Raw genomic sequence first — 18,329 nt, 5'->3', positions numbered from 1 at the left:
AATCATTCCTTTCACTATTTATATACGCCAAAACTAACTAACTTTTTGTAAAAATTCAAAGAAATCCTGACAAACAAAAGCCGCATTCTGATGATCTTCGGCGGTAGCTGGAATTAAATCCGGCACCATTACACATTTTAAGCCGGCATTAACAGCAGCTAGCAAGCCAGGAGAAGAATCTTCGAATGCTAAAATATTATTTTTGGCAACATGTAATTTTTGGGCTGCTAAAAGATAAATATCTGGTGCAGGCTTAGGCTTGACATTATTATTTTTTACATCGTCATAATTTAAGTGAAATTGAAAATAGTTACGCGTACCTGTGGCCCATAAATTATGCTCCACCACATTTTCAGAATTGCTGGTTACCACAGCCATAGGCAATCCGGCAGCCTGAAACCGATCAAGAGCTTTTTGCACTCCCGGTCTTAACTTTAATTTACCTTGTTCAGTCCACTGCCATACTAGTTCATCAGTACGTTTAATAAATTGGTCACGTTGTTCTTTATTCTTAAAGTATTGCTGGTAAAAATCGTTCATATCAGTTGTTGTCGAGCCAACTAATTTGAGATAAATATCATCTGGCGTACCAAGATTTGCCTCCTTAGCAGCCTGAATATTGGCTTCCCAATATAAATTTTCGGAATTAACCAGCAAGCCATCCATATCAAACAAAATGCCTTTGATATCATCCTTAATGCCTTGAACACGCATCTTTTATCTCCATTTGTAAAATATTCCCAACTAAGTAAAATGATCCTGTTACTAGCAGTATATCATTTGTTTGACTCTTCTGCTTTAATTCTTGATAAGAAGTTCGCCAGTCAACGTGATAATGATATTTTTTTTGAATCCAAACCGGATAGTCTTCTTTTTTAGCTGCACGCGGATAATCAATTGTAGTTAAGTGAACTTCATCTGCCGGTTTAAACAGTTTAAAAACTTGCTCAATATCCTTATCTTTCATCATCATCATCAATACTCTAATTTTTCCTTGCTTTTTTTTCTGCTTAAAATAAGCAAAATTTAGCAGGTTTTGCATTGCCTGAATATTGTGCGCTCCATCAAGGATAATTAAAGGATTATTTTGCAAGATTTGATAACGTCCAGGTACAGTTGTTTGGTTTATTGCATCTTCTATCTCTGAAGCAGAAAGTGATAGATTTAATAAGCTAAAGGCTTGAATTGCAATACCAATATCATAGCCTTCAACTAGTGGCCTGGGTAAAAAAGCAAGCTTTTGATATTGATCTTGATACTCCAAGTTTTCTTGAAGTAAAACATTAAAGTCAGAACCAAGTTTTTTAACCAGAGCATTTTCTTTTTGAGCCTTTTGCTGAATAATAGGTAACACTTCCTTGGGAATATTACCTAAAACAACTGGCCGATTTTTCTTTATTATGCCACTTTTTTCACGGGCAATATCTGCTAGCGTTGGTCCGATAACTTGCTCATGATCTAGTCCAACTGTAGTAATCACACTAACTTGCGGTGTAATGACATTAGTTTTGTCATGTTCACCACCTATGCCAACTTCTATCACAGCATAGTCACATTTTTCTTGTGCAAAATAAAGAAATGCCAATACTACTTCATATTCAAACGTCACTAATGAAAAAGCAGGATTGTTTTTACGAATTTTTGTCAAAACCGACTCTATTTTATTAGCTATTCCAATCAAACTTTGGTTACTAATATTTTGACCATTCAACTGAATTCGCTCGTTAAATTCAAAAACATAGGGCGAAACAAAAAGGCCAGTCTTTTGACCAGCCTTTTGCAACAAATTACTTAAATAGTAAGAAGTTGAGCCTTTACCATTCGTGCCCGTAACATGGATTGTTTTTATCTGATCTTGCGGATTACCTAACATAGCCAAAATTGTCTTAATATATGTTAAATCTGCTTTTTCATGTAATTTAGGAAGTGAGTATAAATAATTAATCACATCTTGAGCTTTGGTAAAAGTCACGTTATTCACTCTTCTTTAATTCTTGAATTCTTTCCTGAACGCTTTGAAGTTGACTTTCATAATCAGCTTTTTTCGCCTTTTCTTTATTTACCACAGCTTCCGGAGCATGTGCGACAAAGCCTTGATTATTTAGTTTCTTAGTTGAGCGTTCAACTTCAGCTTGCAAATCTTTTTCTTCTTTGGTCATGCGCTTGATTTCGTCGGCAATATTAACTAAATCAGCTAATGGCACAAAGATCTGAGCTCCTGAAATCACTGCAGTTTTAGCAAGTTTTGGTGCAGCAATTTGAGTTGAAATGGTTAATTCCTTTGGATGCAAGAAGTTCTTAACGTAATCTTCATTGTCAGTTAAAATTCTTTCATTCTTTGCGTCTTCTAACTGAATCATGATGTCTATTGAAGAAGATAACGGAGCATTTACTTCCATGCGAATGTTACGTACCGCCTTAATAATTTCAATTAAGAAAGCCATGTCATGACAAGCTGGTTCATTTTCAAATTCAGCATGTACTTCAGGATACTTAGCCACCATAATTGACTCACCATCGTGTGGCATTGAGAGCCAAAGCTTTTCAGTTACAAATGGCATAATTGGATGTAATAAACGCAAGATTTGGTCAAGAATCCAAATTAAATTATCTTGTTTTCTTGCTTTTAATTCTTGATCATTACCATTTAAAACAACTTTAGCCATTTCGATGTACCAGTCACAGAAGTCGTTCCAAATGAAGTTGTATAATTCACGACCAGCTTCTCCAAATTGATAGTCATCAAATAACCGAATAACTTCACTCACAGTATGATTTAAACGATCAAAAATCCAACCATCTGCTAAATCAAATTTAGCTGTATCTGGCATATGAGCAGATTGTGCATCTTCTGGTAAATTCATAATGACAAATCTGGCGGCATTCCAAATCTTATTGATAAAGTTCCAAGCAGATGCCAATTGTTTAGGATTATAACGAGTATCTTGACCTGGAGCTGTACCGTTAAGCAAGAACCAGCGTAAAGCATCGGCACCATACTGGTCAATAACATCCATTGGATCGACCCCGTTACCCAAAGATTTACTCATTTTACGTCCTTGTTCATCACGAATCAAGCCATGAAGTACCACGTCATTAAACGGTCTTTCATGTGTAAAATGCAAGCTCTGGAATATCATCCGTGAAACCCAGAAAAAGATAATATCATAGCCAGTAACTAAGGCATTAGTTGGGAAATAACGCTTAAAATCAGCAGAATTTTCATCAGGCCAGCCTAAAGTTGAGAATGGCCATAAAGCACTGGAGAACCAGGTATCTAGTACATCTGGATCTTGTTTCCAGTTTTCAATGTCCTTTGGCGCTTTTTCGCCAACATACATTTCACCGGTCTTTTTATTGTACCAAGCAGGAATTCGGTGTCCCCACCATAATTGGCGTGAAATTACCCAGTCATGAACATCCTCCATCCAGTGATCTAAAGTTTGTTCAAATCTTTTTGGTACAAAATTAACCTTACCCGCAGTTTTTTGATTTTCTAAAACTTTATCAGCTAATGGTTTCATCTTAACAAACCATTGAGTGGAAAGACGAGGTTCAACTTGAACGCCAGAACGCTCTGAGTGTCCAACTGAGTGCACAATCGGCTTAACTTTAATCAGATAGCCCTGTTCCTTCAGGTCCTTAACTAATGCTTCACGGCACTCAAAACGATCCATCCCTTCATACTTACCGGCATTTTCATTCATAGTGCCATCGTCGTTCATGACGTTAATCCGTTTTAAGTTATGACGATTGCCGACTAAAAAGTCGTTAGGGTCATGAGCAGGGGTAATCTTTACTAAACCAGTACCAAATTCAGGATCAACGTGTTGATCTTCAATAATTGGAATATGGCGTCCCACTAGCGGTAAAACTAATTCTTTGCCGACAAGGTCTTTATAGCGTTCATCCCCCGGTGCCACAGCAACCGCGGTATCACCGAACATAGTTTCAGGACGAGTAGTTGCAATTTCAACAAAGCCGGAATCATCCGCAAACGGATATTTAATATGATAAAAAGCGCCCTTATCGTCTTGGTGAATAACCTCGATATCACTTAGAGCTGTTTGCAGCTCAGGATCCCAATTGATAATGTATTCCCCGCGATAAATTAATCCTTCATTGTAAAGTTGAACAAAGACGCGGCGAACAGCTTTAGACAAACCCTTATCTAATGTAAATCTTTCACGTGAATAATCTAGTGACAGGCCCAATTTTGCCCACTGGCTCTTGATAATAGCAGCGTACTCATCTTTCCAGTCCCAAACTTGTTTAACAAAAGCTTCACGTCCCATTTCATGACGGTCTTTACCCTGTTTGCGTAATTTAGCCTCAACTTTTGCCTGAGTTGCAATTCCGGCATGATCCATTCCCGGAAGATACAAGGTATCATAACCCTGCATTCTTTTAAATCTAATTAATGTATCCTGAATTGCTGTATCCCAAGCATGACCTAAATGAAGCTTACCAGTAACATTTGGTGGCGGAATAACAATTGCATACGGATGTGCCTTTTTATCTCCAGATGGCTTAAATAAATCTTGATCAAGCCACTTTTGATATCTACCCTGTTCAACCTCGCGTGGGTCATATTTTGGTGCTAAATCTGTCATAGTTCTCCTCCCAATAAAAAAGTCCTAGACAACATGTCTAGGACGATGTGATTAACCGCGGTACCACCTAAAGTTAAGCAGAATAAATTCTGCCTCTCTTAATAATGATAACGGCGAATTTGCCGGATCAGCCTACTGTTAGTTCAGCCAATCAGTCCAATTGAGCTACCAATTAACCTTCATTCGGCCTTTCACCACTATCAGCCTTTCTCTATCTATAAGGTTAATACCTCTCAATTATTGCTTTGGGCGTATTATAACACGTTTTTTACAGTAGTGCAGCATCTTCTGCCGCTTTATCTGCCAAAAACTTATCATTAGGATAAATTGAAGTTACTTGTATACCAGCTAGAGCGCGGTCAATTAATCCTTCAACATCCAAACGATTTTCAAATTCCCGTGCTTTATCGATTTTGGGTTTAGTTTTGGGACGAGGCGGTGCGAAGATAGTACAACAATCTTCAAATGGCTGGATAGACAAATCAAAAGTACCAATTTTTTCAGCCAAATTAATAATTTCAGTTTTATCCATCGTGGCAACTGGTCTGACAACTGGTGTGGTCGTCACATCATTAATTGCAGCCATTGATTCCAAAGTTTGCGAAGCCACTTGACCAACGGATTCACCGTTAAAAATAGCCAGGCCTCTTCTTTTAGCTCTTATTTTATCTGCCAACTGCAACATGAACCTTCTTTGCACAGTCATTAAATAACCCTCAGGAATTTTTTCCTTAATGGTTTCCTGAATTTCAGCAAAAGGCACGGCAATAAAATTGATCTTCCCTGCATAATTGGCAAGAATTCCAGTTAATTCTTTAGCCTTATTTAGCGCTTTTTCAGTAGTATATGGCGGACTGTAAAAATGAACCATTTCTATATCAACACCACGCTTAAGAGCTAAATATGAAGCTACTGGCGAATCAATTCCGCCAGATAGCATCATAACGGCGCGTCCACCTGTCCCAACTGGCATTCCACCTGCACCGCGAAGTAACTGATTAGAAATATAGACAGCATCCTTGCGCACTTCAATTCTAAGGACAATGTCAGGGAGTTTCATTTCTACCTTTAAATTCTCCATATTGGCAAAGAGATAGTCACCCACCATTTTATTCAACTCATTGGTATCATATAAAAATTGGTGATCACTGCGTTTAGTGTTGACTTTAAAAGTCATGCCCTTTTTAAAAGTTTCTTTCATTAAAGCTAGAGCAGTTTCTTCAATTTTTGCCAAAGTTTTTTCAACTTTGATAGTTGGTGAATAAGTTTGAATACCAAAAACCCTTTTTAAACGTTTATCGACTTCTGCAAAAGGTGCATCATTTAAAACTATGTGCATGCGATCATGCCGCGGGTGTATTTCGACTTGCGGAAAATCGCGCAATACTTTAGTCACGTTACCAGCTAAGCGGCCAATGAAATCTTTACGATTTTTCCCTTTAGTTGACAGCTCACCATAACGTACCATTATTTCAGTATATTTCATAAAAAATTATTCTCCTAAATGATTAATTCTGGCAAAATGATGGTAAATTTTATCAAAGACCTTAATAAATTCATCTGCCTCGGCAAGAGTATTAGTTTCATCAAAACTAAGACGAATCGCACTTGTTGCTACTTTATCATCAACATGCATTGCCACCAATGTGCTTGCTTGATCAGTCTTAGTGGAAGAACAGGCCGAAGTAGTTGAAGTATAAATGTCATACTCTTCGAGTGTATGAACAAGAGTCTCTCCTCGAATACCTTCAAGAGCAAAACATAAAATATGAGGGGCAAAGTTATCATTCAATGGTGAAAATATAGTGATTCCTGGCTTATCTTGGAGATACTTCACTATTTTGGCTTTAATTTCAGCCTCACGTTGAGCTTTTTCCTGTTCATTTTCCAAAAGCAAACGTACTGCTTTAGCCATCCCTGCTATTGCCGGTAAGTTTTCAGTACCTGAACGCAAACCTTTTTCCTGACCGCCACCATCATGCAAGGGAGCAAGCATCTTGCCCTCTTTTTTATAAAGGATTCCGGTACCTCGAGGTGCATGAAATTTATGCGCTGACAGACTGGAAAAATCAACACGAGGGGTAAAAACACGAGACCAAATATTTTTACCTAATGCTTGCACATTATCCACATGAAAACTTACAGTCGGGTAGTTAGTTAACAAATCACTAATTTCAGCGATTGGCTGGATAGTACCAATTTCATTGTTAACGCCCATTATTGAAACCAAAGTGGTATCAGAATCTAAAGCATTACGTAAATCATTTACGTTAACACGGCCTTCTTTATCAACGGGTAAACGGGTTACACGAAAGCCAATATATTCTAAAGCGTTAAAAGCATTGGCAACAGAAGCATGTTCAACGCTTGAAGTAATCAGATGCTTGCCAAATTCCCGTTTTTGCAAAGCGGTTCCTTTTATTGCCCAGTTATTTGACTCAGTTCCACCAGAGGTAAAGAAAATTTCATCCTGTTTTGTGCCCAAAAGACTGGCAATTTGCTTACGTGAACTTTCTAAAAGTTGAAATGCACGGTCTCCCAGTTTATGTAAACTGGACGGATTGCCCCAAATGGTTTGAGCTACTTTATCATATGTGGCTAAAACAGCAGGATCAATCATAGTCGTGGCACTGTTGTCAAAGTAAATCACGGAATTTCTCCCCTCCAAAAACACTACATGGTCAGCTATTAACTTATAAATTGTAACTTAAATTCTTGTCAGCTTCAATTATTTATTCATGAGCACTAAAAAAGCTTTAAAATTGTTTTTTTAATTTTAAAGCTAAATATTTTTCTGCAGATTTATGATTCTTATCAGCTATTTTTCTTATCAGAATAGTACAAATTTTCTAAGCGTTGATATGAACCTGGCTCAACTTTTTCAATAGCAGTTGCAATGGTGTCCAAAGCATCTTTATAGTTATAATCCTGTTCATAAAGTTGCATTGCCTTTTTCTGAGCGCTTTTAATGGAACCATTATTGGAATATTTATTAGAATATTGCAAGGTTAGCTGAACTAGATCTGCAGAATTAATTATGTCATCTGCTTCTCGTTTTAACCTTTCGACATCATCAGAAATTTGAATTAATTCCTGAGAAATCTTTTCCATGTTTAGCCTTACCTGACTCAATTCTTTTGCCACATGACCAATCTCGTTGACAACCAAAGTATACATTTGCACAAAAGTATCAGGATTACCAGGGATTTTTTTACGTTCCAAACGGCGATAAACTAGAGAAACTTCCTGCTTAAAGCGGTTGATTGAATCATTGGCTACATTTTCAGAATCATAAAGACCATCAACGTCTTGGGACATTTTCTTTTGCTCTGCACTAATTTCACGTAATCTTTCCAACATGCTCAACCACGATGACTTAATTTTGGAATAGACTCCCTTCCCATCAGCAACATTCTGGGTATCAACCGTATATTGCCGCTCCATATCATTGACTTCCTGTTCCAACTTCCTACTAGTGGCAAGTTCATTATGAGTAAGCTCATAACTCTCATCAATATGGCGCAATTTTGCTACTAGTTTTTTTGATTCAACTTGTTCGTGAGCAAGCAGACGCTGGATTTTATCTTGATTTTCTTCTACAAATGGTCTCGCTTTGTACTCTTTAGCTAAAATATCATAAAGAGCAGAAATTTCTTTTTGGATTTCCGCATTTTTTTCTTTTAACTCGGAAACTTTAAGCTCTTTTAGCAAACTATTTGCATCGGCTACTTGTCCTCTGATTTTTTTAATCTCAGCTAAAACGTCTACCTGAGTTATGTAATACTTAGAAGACATCATCTTCTTATAACTGTCAGATAGTTCACTCAACTGATCTTGAAAAACTTTATTAAGTTGGTGACGGGCATTTCTGATTTCGGGCAGGATAGAACTAATGTTAGTCAAAGCAGCTTTAATTTTTGACAAAATACGTTTTGCTTCAACTTGATCTCCTTGAGCAGTCAAACTCTTGGCTTCCGAAAAGTCATTTTCAATATTTGTCAATTCGTTTTCAATCTGATCCAGAGCAGCACCATAATCATATGAATTTGCCAGAATGTCTTTACGCATTTCTTTAAAGCCATTGAACAAGTCGTTATATTTTTTTTGATTCTCACGGTTTGATTCAAGTAATTCTGTGAATACTTCCTTAGTGTTCTTGGCATCTTTATAAGTTGGATCCATGATTTCACGGGCTTGTTTAATACTTTTATGAGCTTTAAATAAGTGATAGTGTGTATTTTGCTCAGCAGCCTGTTCAAGAAAGTTCTGCGCTGCAGGAATCTTTTTAGCCAATGCCTGCTCGTAGTTTTTACGCCAAGTAGTTAATGTTGTCAAACTTTCACCGGCTAAATCCATTTTATCCAGATTGACAATATCTGTTTCTAAATGCATTTTATCAATTTTGGTAATCAAATCGTCTAATTCAAGAATTTGCCTTAATTGGCGGCGATTGATTATTAACATAGCGGCTATAATTATAATGATGATTAAAATTGCAATGATTACAACTATGGATTGAGTTGGTGACATAATTTTCCTCCAAAACTACCCCAATTATACCAAACTTCTACATTATTGTGGTCAAGAGTTTTTTCAAGCCAATAAAATTCGTTATTTAAATAAAATCGTGCGATCAGATATTTATAAATATCTCTTTAATTAAAAGCAGTATACTAGTATTAACAAGTTGCTACCACCTTTTTATTTTTTCTAGTTAAATTATTAAATATTAAAGCAATTGCTATTTTCCTTGCTTTAATAAGGTAATACAACTATAATATAGAACGTGTAAAATATTTGCAGCTATAAGTGGCAAGAACGTCAACATCTTAATACGTTTTAGTGAACGAGTAACCGACGCTGCAATAGGCGAAAATGAAAATTAAGATGCACGAATGTTAAACTTATACGTAATTATTTTACTCCAAAAACTGTTATCAGATTTTATTGGAGGATTTTATGTCAAGATATACAGGTCCAAGTTGGAAACGTTCCAGAAGATTAGGAATTTCACTTTCAGGTACTGGCAAGGAGCTTAGTCGTAGAAACTACGCCCCTGGTCAACACGGCCCTAATTCACGTGGTCGTTTATCAGAATATGGCGAACAATTGCATGAAAAGCAAAAGTTACGTTGGATGTACGGTTTAAATGAGCGTCAATTTAGAACTTTGTTCAAACGTGCCGGTAAGATCCGTGAAGGTGAACACGGTACTAACTTTATGGTTCTGCTTGAATGCCGTTTAGACAGTATTGTTTACCGTTTAGGTTTGGCTACTACTAGAGAGCAAGCTAGACAATTAGTTAACCACGGTCACATCACTGTTGACGGCAAGCGTGTTGATATTCCTTCCTATGAAGTCAAGGTTGGTCAAACCATTGGTCTTAAGGAAAAGTCAAAGAACCTGCAACAAGTTAAGGATGCACTTGAAGCAGTTGTATCCCGCCCATCCTTTGTTTCATTCGATGACAACAAGGTAGAAGGTTCACTTGTTCGCCTTCCAGAACGTGATGAAATGGAACCAGAAATTAACGAAGCTCTAGTTGTTGAATACTACAACAAGTTACTTTAATTTCCATGTTTTTACAAACCCCTTTCCTTCTTGGAGAGGGGTTTTTGTTACCCGAAAGGAGTACCAATCAATGACAGAGGATTTAAATACCAGAGTTTCAAATGCTGCTCAAGGCATCACACCCCAAACAAAGCCGGATGAACGCAGAAGATTTTTAGGGTCTCTTCGCGAGCGGGTATTAGTTAGAATGACCAATGCTGAAGTGCAAGATCCTAAATTAACCAACCTATTTTTACGCCATTTTAAAGATTATATTGGTTACAATATCCTGATTAATGGCAATTTACACGATAAGTTTGTTGATCAAGTGGAAACTAGTTGTGGCAAATACGAGATCTCTTTTACTATCGTTAACAATGAAACGGCAAAAACGGGTCCGAATGACTCGGCAATCTTAGTAGTAGCTGCAAATGCAATTAACAAAATGCGCATTGAAATAAGTCAAGTGTATCCACCCGAAATGCCCCAAGAATTGCTTACTAGTGACAAAACTAAAAAAGCTGGTTTCTGGCAGCGACTTTTTCATGGAGACAATTAAATGAAACCATTAGCTTACAGAATGAGACCAAAAACGTTAGATGAGGTAGTCGGTCAGGAGCATTTAATTGGCCCTGGAAAAATTATTCGCCGGATGGTTGAAGCCAAAATGTTGTCCTCGATGATTCTTTACGGTCCTCCGGGAATAGGTAAAACAAGTATTGCCAGTGCCATAGCTGGTTCCACCAAATACGCTTTTCGCCAGCTTAACGCTGCAACAGACAGTAAAAAACAGCTGGAGCAAGTAGCCGCGGAAGGAAAATTGAGTGGTACGGTGATATTGCTCCTAGACGAAATTCACCGCTTGGATAAAACCAAGCAGGACTTTTTATTACCTCTTTTAGAATCCGGACAAATTATTTTGATCGGTGCGACAACTGAAAATCCGTATATAGCAATTTCCCCCGCTATTCGTTCCCGCTGCCAGATTTTTGAATTAAAGCCTTTGGCAAAAAATGATGTCAATAAAGCAATTGACCGGGCGCTTAAAGATTGTGAACTTGGTTTGGGTAAGTACAACGTTAAATTGACTTCAAGCGCCAGAGAATTATTAGTGCAAAAAGGCAACGGTGACTTACGTTCGACACTGAACGGACTCGAACTTGCAGTCCGCTCAACGAAACAGGAAATGATAGTTGCCGGTAAAAATGATGAAACTGAATTAATCATTGATCAAGATGAAATGGCCAATTCTATCCAGCTGCGTAATCAAAACTTTGATGCTAAGGGCGATGGGCATTATGATCTGGTTTCTGCTTTTCAAAAATCAATTCGCGGTTCTGATACAGATGCAGCCTTGCATTATTTAGCTCGACTAATTGAGTCTGGTGATTTAATAGCAATTTGTAGGCGTTTAAGTGTAATTGCCTATGAAGACATCGGCCTTGCAAATCCCGCAGCCGTTCAGCATGCTCAAATAGCTATTCAGTCTGCTAAGAGTCTGGGCTTCCCTGAAGCGCGGATACCTTTAGCTAACGCGGTGATTGAACTGGCTTTATCACCTAAAAGTAACAGTGCTATCAGTGCTATTGATCAGGCTTTAGCTGATGTAAAAAATAAGGACTATGGCAATATCCCCTCTACTTTAAAAGATGCACACTATAGTGGTTCAGCAAAATTAGGTCACGGTAAAGGTTATATTTATCCTCATTCTTATGTGAATGATTGGGTACCACAGCAATATTTACCAGATAAACTCGTTGGCACGCGATATTTTCAGCCTAAAGGCAATTCTAAAATAGAAAAAGGGTTTAAAAAGCAATACGAAACTTTGCATGAATTGCAAAAACAGGGTCTAAAATAATTAGTTTTGCTTAGAAGGAAAATATTTTAGTAGATGCTGGCCGAAGATTTATTTTGCAATCAGCCCTTTTATTTTGGTCATGCACAAAGTAAGCCGGTATATTGATAACCTTAGTTCGTTCAGGAGCTTAAAAGCTATCCTAAAAAGTACCCTCTAATTTTTCTGCCTTGACAAAACTCGTGATGCTTAGTAGTATAATAGTTGATCTGAGTTGATCGACTAGCTCAATTGTATAAGGTTGACCGGTCAAACATAAGACATGCGAGATAGTAAATAACTTTCGAATCGGAAAACTATCTTCAAAGATAGGATCCATATTCGTTGCGATACATCTCATTTTTTGAACACTGCGGGTTCAACAAGCATTGTTTTGCTATGTTTCGACGACTCGGATTTCTTGAGAAATTTAGGAAGCGGTCTGCGGACCGTTTTTTGTTTGGAGAATTTATGGCTATTAAAATTGTTATTCTAATTTACCTGGCAGTATTGCTATTGACTGCCTTTTACTTATGGCATAATCGGCACCGTCATTTCCTAATATACAACAGTAAAAATATTTCTAATTTTAGTTCTCTAATGTCTTGGACAGCTATTATTTTAATTATAGAGACCATTTTGGGTTTATTTTTAGTTTTCCAGAAGAATAAATACTTAAATCTTATTACTTTAATTCTCAGCAGCATTACTATCCTAATTTTTAGTCTTTTACTTAATCAAAAGGATGATTAACTGGACTAAAATTTGGTAAAATAATGGTAAGAGAGGTGTTTTAAATGATGAAACAATATCACCGTATTCAAGTCGCAGTTGATGGCTCAAAAGAAGCTGATTTAGCTTTTAAAAAAGCTGTCGCTGCGGCTAAGCGAAATGAAGCTGCTTTGGAAATTTTACATGTCATTGACACCAGATCCTTCCAAAATGTTTCTAGCTTTGATTCAGAAATGGTTGAACAAGTATCAAACGATGCTAAAGAAAAATTGCAAAATTACTACCAACAGGCTACAGAAGCTGGAGTAAGTGAGGTTCACTATTCAATTGAATTTGGGGCTCCTAAAGCAATTATCGCCCACCAATTCCCTAAAAAGCACCAGATTGATTTAATCGTATTAGGAGCTACAGGTCTTAACGCTGTTGAACGCATATTAATCGGCAGTGTTACCGAATATGTTACTAGAACTGCAGATTGTGACGTGCTAGTTTGTCGTTCTAACGAAAATTTGAGTAATTAAAAAAGAGCATTTCAGTTGAAATGCTCTTTTTTATGTATAGATAAATTAGAAATCTCCTGCTTGACTGAACATATAATCTTTATTATGAAATTTCATGGACAAAATCATACCAATACCAATCATATTACCAATTAAGGCTGATCCACCTTGAGAAATAAAAGGCAACGGGATACCGGTCAGAGGTAGCAGATCAATACTCATACCAATATTTTCAAATACATGGAAGAGTATCATCATGATAACGCCAGTAGAAACGTAAGAATAAAATGCGTTTTTGGTATCAAAAGTAATCCGTACCATTTGCACTATCAAGTATAAGTAAAGCAAAATGATTGCTACACTTCCAATAAAGCCAAATGATTCTCCTATCACTGAATAAACCATGTCTGAGCCTCGGACCGGCACATAAACACTTAGTTTACCAAAGCCGTTGCCGAATATTTGACCAGAACCAATCGCTTGCATACTTTGCCATAATTGATACGCAGCTTTTGACGTGTCATTAGATGGATTCAACCATGACATAATGCGTCTAAATTGATAAGGCTGAAAGAAATGACTTAGAAATGATTGACCACTTGGTGTGGTAACCATATAAATAACTACGACCCCCAGCACAAAGACAGCGACAAACATTGGCGCAATTATTTTCCACGAAATACCAGATACTAGCACTACGCCACCAACAATTGCAATGAAGACCAGCATCGTACCAAAGTCATTTTGCAGTTTTAAAAGCACAGCAATCGGTAGCAGCCAAGCCAGCATTTTACCAATTAAAATCCAGTCGTTTTTAATTGTGTGAGCAAATTTATTGTTATGCTCACGCACAACCCGGGCCAGCATCAATATAAAAGCAGGTTTCATGACTTCTGATGGCTGAAAAGAAATTGGCCCCAGCTTAAACCAGCTTTTAGCGCCAGTATCTACAGCTATACTGCGATTATAAAAGAACAAAACCGCAATTAAAAGCACTATCCCCAGACCATATACATAAGGTGCAATGCGGTAGAGCTGTTCAGCATCAAATTGGATTACAAAAGCAACTGCGGCAATCGAGATAACATACCATAATCCTTGCATTGCCACTGCCCTAACTGGACTTCCCATATGACTGGGATCATCAATTGCGGCAAAATAAATGGAATAAAGGCCCACAGCTGCCAATATGAGCACAGGGACAACAATATTCCAGGCAATTCGATCAAACAGATTGGTTTTATTTTGTACTTTGACCATTAATTAATCACAACCTATTATTTTTCATGCAAAGCGAAGTATGAAAGCAAATCATTAATACTACTTTCCAAACTTTTTGCATACAAGACGCTGTTGGTTTTGCCGGTTGTAGCCCGATAACGGCCAGCAATTTTTTCAATCACGCCAATAGATTTTTTCTGGGGAATTACTACTTCCCAGGTTGGGTTTTGCTTACCCTTAATTTCATTAATTTCCACATTAATATTTTCTGGTTTTTTTGACATAAATACTCCTATTTCGTATTAGGATGGAATTTCTTTGCAATAATCTCATCTTCATATCGTTCTGGATGAGGATTACGAAAAATTGTAAATTTATCTGGTACCGGATCAACACCACCACGCACAAAAGGATTGCAGCGTAATATACGTGAGATTCCCATAATAAGTCCTAAAAGAGGACCAAATTTGGTCAATGCGTCAACCATATAGGTCGAACATGTTGGATAATAACGGCATGATTTTGGTAAAGCAGGAGAAATAAACTTCTGGTAGATTTTAACCAAATAAATCAAAATTTTACGCAAATCTAGCCTCCCAAGATTAGTGACGCTGATGTTTTTCAATATTCTTAAGCAAAATTCCCGTCCCAAGTGCCACAGCTTCAAGTGGATGATCGGCCGTTAATACTGGTACCTTAAGGTAATAAGAAATTAGCTTATCAATATTCTTAAGCAATGCTCCACCACCTGTTAGCATAATTCCACGGTCAATAATATCCGCAGAAAGCTCCGGTGGCGTTTTTTCCAAAACCTCTTTAGTAGCAGCAATAATAGTCATCAAGCCATCATGAAGAGCTTCTTGAATTTCAGGCGCAGTAACAGTAGCCTGTTTTGGCAGACCGTCAACCACATCGCGACCGCGAACAGTGATAGTTTCGTTCTTATCAGGTTCAAAAGCACTACCAATTTCGATTTTAATCTGTTCCGCAGTGCGTGAGCCAATTAGCAAGTTATGTTTGTTCTTAATGTAAGAAACAACAGCTTGATTCATATGATCCCCAGCATAACGCAATGATTGACTTGTAACAATTTCACCCATTGATAAAACGGCAATATCAGTAGTACCACCACCAATATCGATTACGATGTTGCCTTGAGGTTTGAAAATATCAAGCCCTGCACCTACAGCAGCAACTTTAGGCTCAAAATCAAGGTAAACTTTGCCTCCACCCGATTTTTCCGCAGCCTGAATAATTGCCTTCTGTTCAATTGATGTTACTCCTGTCGGAGCACAAATTAAAATATTTGGCTTGGACATAAAGCCCTTAACGTTTAATTTTTCAATAAAGTAAGACAGCATTGCTTCTGTGATATCAAAATCAGCGATAACACCATTTTTTAAAGGACGGATTACACGGATGTTCCCCGGAGTCCTTCCTACCATCTTGTAGGCTTCTGTACCAACTGCTACTACTTTATTTGTACTTGTATTAACAGCAACAACAGAAGGCTCATTTAAGACAATTCCTTTACCAGAAACATTAATGAGCACATTTGCTGTTCCTAAATCTATTCCTATATCTCGTGCCACGATAATCCTCCATCATATTCAATGTATATTTTACCATAAAGATTTTAAGTTTGTCGGCGACTTTATCCGCTTTACCAAGTCTTAAAAGAAATTACTTAACTGCAATGAAGTATCAATTAATGTAATAAAGAAATTACCCACTAGAAAGCCTAAAGCAATTGCAGCAAAGATAAGTAGCAGTTGTGCTTCAAATATCCTGTTTTTACGAATTATCTTTTCAATACGAACACTTTTCATAATCTGAAAGGACAAACCAATCGTAATTAAATAAATTATTATACTAATTAAAGCATGAACGCCAAGTTGAAACATATTCTTTTCCACTTTTCCTAAGTTACAATAAAAGCGGACACACAAAAGCAGTGCATCCGCTTAAAACTTTAAATCTATTTAACTGAATTGTAAACACTTATTCGGTTAACGGCTCTTCTAAGTGCAACCTGTGCCCGCTCAAGTGATCGTTGATCATGGGCAGCCTGAGCCTTTTTCAGTGCATTTTGAGCACGTTCTCTAGCTGCTTTAGCTCGGGAAACATCAATATTATTTGCCCGCTCAGCGCTGTCAGCAATAATGGTAGCCACATTATTTGAAAATTCAAAATAGCCACCACTAACAGCAATATGGTTGACAATATTGTTCATTTCCCGACTTCTTTTAACTTTAATCTCACCTATTGCTAGCGGAGTCAAAATCGGTAAGTGATTATACATCACTGAACGTTGACCATCAATTGCACGCATTTCAACAATACTAGAATGATGAGAAAATATTAGACCATCTGGAGTTACAACATTTACCATAAAAAGTTTTTCTGGATCTGCCATTTGACATCACCTTACTTTTCTAATAATGCTTTAGCTTCAGGATCACTCGGAGTTACACCCATTTGCTTTGCTTTTTTCAAAACATCTTCAATTGGGCCTACACTACGGAATGCATCTTCTGGAAGATCATCTAAATGACCATCTAAAATCATCTTAAAGCCCTTAATAGTTTCTTTAATTGGAACATAAGAACCAGGCACACCAGTAAACTGTTCAGCCACAAAGAAGTTTTGCGATAAGAAGAATTGAACTTTACGAGCACGGCTAACTATCACCTTTTCCTCGTCAGATAATTCATCCATTCCCAAAACAGAAATGATGTCTTGCAATTCATGGTATCTTTGCAATATATGCTGGACGCCAGTAGCGACTTCATAGTGCTCTTGGCCCACAATTTCAGGATCCAAAGCACTTGAAGTAGATTGCAGCGGGTCAACAGCCGGGTATATACCTTGCTCAACTAAACTACGTTCCAAATTGGTAGTAGCATCAAGGTGAGCAAAAGTAGTAGCTGGAGCCGGGTCAGTATAGTCATCAGCAGGAACATAGACCGCTTGAATTGAGGTAATAGAACCCTTCTTGGTAGAAGTAATTCTTTCCTGCAATTGGCCCATTTCTGTTGCCAAGGTTGGCTGATAACCAACGGCACTGGGCATGCGTCCCAGCAAAGCTGAAACTTCCGAACCAGCTTGAGTAAATCGGAAAATGTTGTCGATAAAGAGCAGAACGTCTTGACCTTCAACATCTCTGAAATACTCTGCCAGCGTTAATCCTGTCAGTGCTACCCGCATTCTGGCACCAGGCGGCTCATTCATTTGACCAAAGACCATGGCAGTTTTGCTTAAAACTCCAGATGCTTTCATCTCAAAGTAAAGGTCATTACCTTCACGTGTTCTTTCACCAACACCAGTAAAGACTGAAATACCACCATGCTCTTGGGCGATATTATGGATAAGTTCCTGAATAATAGTGGTTTTACCAACACCGGCACCACCAAACAGGCCGACTTTTCCTCCACGGACATAAGGTTCAAGTAAATCAATTACCTTAATACCGGTTTCAAGAATTTCCTGACTCGTTGTTAATTCATCATATTTAGGAGCATTCTTATGAATACTGTCACGAGCATGATCTTTTGCAAATTTAGGGCCGTTGTCAATAGGCTCACCTAAAACATTAAAAACACGTCCTAAAGTATCATTACCAACCGGTACTGAAATAGGGCCACCTGTGTCTTCAACCTTCATTCCGCGTCTAAGACCATTGGTAGATTCCATCGCAATTGTTCTTAAAACACCATCGCCAAGCTCTAGTGTAACCTCGAGAACAACAGATTCATCGTCCGACTTAACGACGCGCAAAGCATTGTCAATATCAGGCAGATTTTTGTCAAGCGGGAATTTGACATCGACAACTGGGCCGATTACTTGAACAACTTCACCTTCACTCAAAACATCTAC

18 protein-coding genes are annotated in these 18,329 nt (G+C 37.7%); 5 read left to right on the top strand and 13 right to left on the bottom strand.

The window, feature by feature from the left end; genetic code table 11:
* Positions 1 to 33: 33 nt before the first annotated feature.
* The 6 genes from LDX54_RS04325 to ezrA all read right to left on the bottom strand — a co-directional run bounded on the left by LDX54_RS04325 (position 34) and on the right by ezrA (position 9,143).
* Complete coding sequence (locus LDX54_RS04325; protein ID WP_198202399.1) at positions 34 to 714, bottom strand: HAD family phosphatase; 681 nt, start codon at positions 712 to 714, stop codon at positions 34 to 36.
* Complete coding sequence (locus LDX54_RS04320) at positions 695 to 1,972, bottom strand: folylpolyglutamate synthase/dihydrofolate synthase family protein (RefSeq protein WP_265666779.1); 1,278 nt, start codon at positions 1,970 to 1,972, stop codon at positions 695 to 697. The genes LDX54_RS04325 and LDX54_RS04320 overlap by 20 nt, the downstream gene beginning before the upstream one ends.
* 1 nt (position 1,973) lies before the next feature.
* Positions 1,974 to 4,613, bottom strand: coding sequence for a valine--tRNA ligase (locus tag LDX54_RS04315; protein WP_265666780.1), 2,640 nt, complete (start codon positions 4,611 to 4,613; stop codon positions 1,974 to 1,976).
* A gap of 268 nt (positions 4,614 to 4,881) precedes the next feature.
* Entirely contained in the window at positions 4,882 to 6,099 is a 1,218-nt protein-coding gene (thiI, locus tag LDX54_RS04310; RefSeq protein ID WP_265666781.1) for a tRNA uracil 4-sulfurtransferase ThiI, read from the bottom strand.
* Between the two features lie 6 nt (positions 6,100 to 6,105).
* Positions 6,106 to 7,263, bottom strand: coding sequence for a cysteine desulfurase family protein (locus LDX54_RS04305; RefSeq protein ID WP_265666782.1), 1,158 nt, complete (start codon positions 7,261 to 7,263; stop codon positions 6,106 to 6,108).
* A gap of 164 nt (positions 7,264 to 7,427) precedes the next feature.
* A complete protein-coding gene (gene ezrA / locus LDX54_RS04300; RefSeq protein WP_265666783.1) occupies positions 7,428 to 9,143 on the bottom strand; it encodes a septation ring formation regulator EzrA in 1,716 nt (571 codons plus the stop codon).
* A 429-nt stretch (positions 9,144 to 9,572) separates the two neighbouring features.
* Between ezrA and rpsD the strand changes: the two genes are divergently transcribed.
* From rpsD to LDX54_RS04275, 5 genes are all read left to right on the top strand, one after another.
* Positions 9,573 to 10,184, top strand: coding sequence for a 30S ribosomal protein S4 (rpsD, locus tag LDX54_RS04295; RefSeq protein WP_046324725.1), 612 nt, complete (start codon positions 9,573 to 9,575; stop codon positions 10,182 to 10,184).
* 70 nt (positions 10,185 to 10,254) lie between these two features.
* Entirely contained in the window at positions 10,255 to 10,722 is a 468-nt protein-coding gene (locus LDX54_RS04290) for a YueI family protein (protein ID WP_046324724.1), read from the top strand.
* Positions 10,723 to 12,024 carry a replication-associated recombination protein A gene (locus LDX54_RS04285; RefSeq protein ID WP_265666784.1) on the top strand — a complete coding sequence of 434 codons (1,302 nt, stop codon included), beginning with the start codon at positions 10,723 to 10,725 and terminating at the stop codon, positions 12,022 to 12,024.
* Positions 12,025 to 12,471: 447 nt separating this feature from the next.
* Positions 12,472 to 12,753, top strand: a complete 282-nt coding sequence (locus LDX54_RS04280; protein WP_046324722.1) for a hypothetical protein — start codon at positions 12,472 to 12,474, stop codon at positions 12,751 to 12,753.
* Positions 12,754 to 12,797: 44 nt separating this feature from the next.
* A complete protein-coding gene (locus LDX54_RS04275; RefSeq protein ID WP_046324721.1) occupies positions 12,798 to 13,253 on the top strand; it encodes a universal stress protein in 456 nt (151 codons plus the stop codon).
* 45 nt (positions 13,254 to 13,298) lie between these two features.
* On the opposite strand, the gene LDX54_RS04270 is transcribed toward LDX54_RS04275, so the two are convergent.
* The 7 genes from LDX54_RS04270 to atpD all read right to left on the bottom strand — a co-directional run bounded on the left by LDX54_RS04270 (position 13,299) and on the right by atpD (position 18,320).
* On the bottom strand, positions 13,299 to 14,492 hold the full coding sequence (locus LDX54_RS04270) for an FtsW/RodA/SpoVE family cell cycle protein (protein ID WP_122025963.1): 1,194 nt from the start codon (positions 14,490 to 14,492) through the stop codon (positions 13,299 to 13,301).
* Positions 14,493 to 14,509: 17 nt separating this feature from the next.
* On the bottom strand, positions 14,510 to 14,737 hold the full coding sequence (locus LDX54_RS04265) for a DUF2969 domain-containing protein (RefSeq protein WP_110445998.1): 228 nt from the start codon (positions 14,735 to 14,737) through the stop codon (positions 14,510 to 14,512).
* Positions 14,738 to 14,745: 8 nt separating this feature from the next.
* Positions 14,746 to 15,039 (bottom strand): membrane protein insertion efficiency factor YidD, encoded by a 294-nt coding sequence (gene yidD / locus LDX54_RS04260; protein ID WP_046324717.1) that lies wholly within the window; start codon positions 15,037 to 15,039, stop codon positions 14,746 to 14,748.
* A 16-nt stretch (positions 15,040 to 15,055) separates the two neighbouring features.
* Positions 15,056 to 16,045, bottom strand: coding sequence for a rod shape-determining protein (locus LDX54_RS04255; protein ID WP_046324716.1), 990 nt, complete (start codon positions 16,043 to 16,045; stop codon positions 15,056 to 15,058).
* A gap of 81 nt (positions 16,046 to 16,126) precedes the next feature.
* On the bottom strand, positions 16,127 to 16,357 hold the full coding sequence (locus LDX54_RS04250; RefSeq protein WP_265666785.1) for a DUF1146 family protein: 231 nt from the start codon (positions 16,355 to 16,357) through the stop codon (positions 16,127 to 16,129).
* Between the two features lie 74 nt (positions 16,358 to 16,431).
* Positions 16,432 to 16,869, bottom strand: a complete 438-nt coding sequence (locus LDX54_RS04245; protein WP_046324715.1) for a F0F1 ATP synthase subunit epsilon — start codon at positions 16,867 to 16,869, stop codon at positions 16,432 to 16,434.
* Positions 16,870 to 16,880: 11 nt separating this feature from the next.
* A complete protein-coding gene (gene atpD, locus LDX54_RS04240; RefSeq protein ID WP_046324714.1) occupies positions 16,881 to 18,320 on the bottom strand; it encodes a F0F1 ATP synthase subunit beta in 1,440 nt (479 codons plus the stop codon).
* Positions 18,321 to 18,329 lie beyond the last annotated feature (9 nt).

Origin of the sequence: Lactobacillus sp. IBH004 (assembly GCF_026185255.2) — a bacterium.
In the GTDB taxonomy this organism is placed as follows: Bacteria; Bacillota; Bacilli; order Lactobacillales; family Lactobacillaceae; genus Lactobacillus; species Lactobacillus melliventris.
This window is presented reverse-complemented; position numbering and strand designations above follow the sequence as displayed.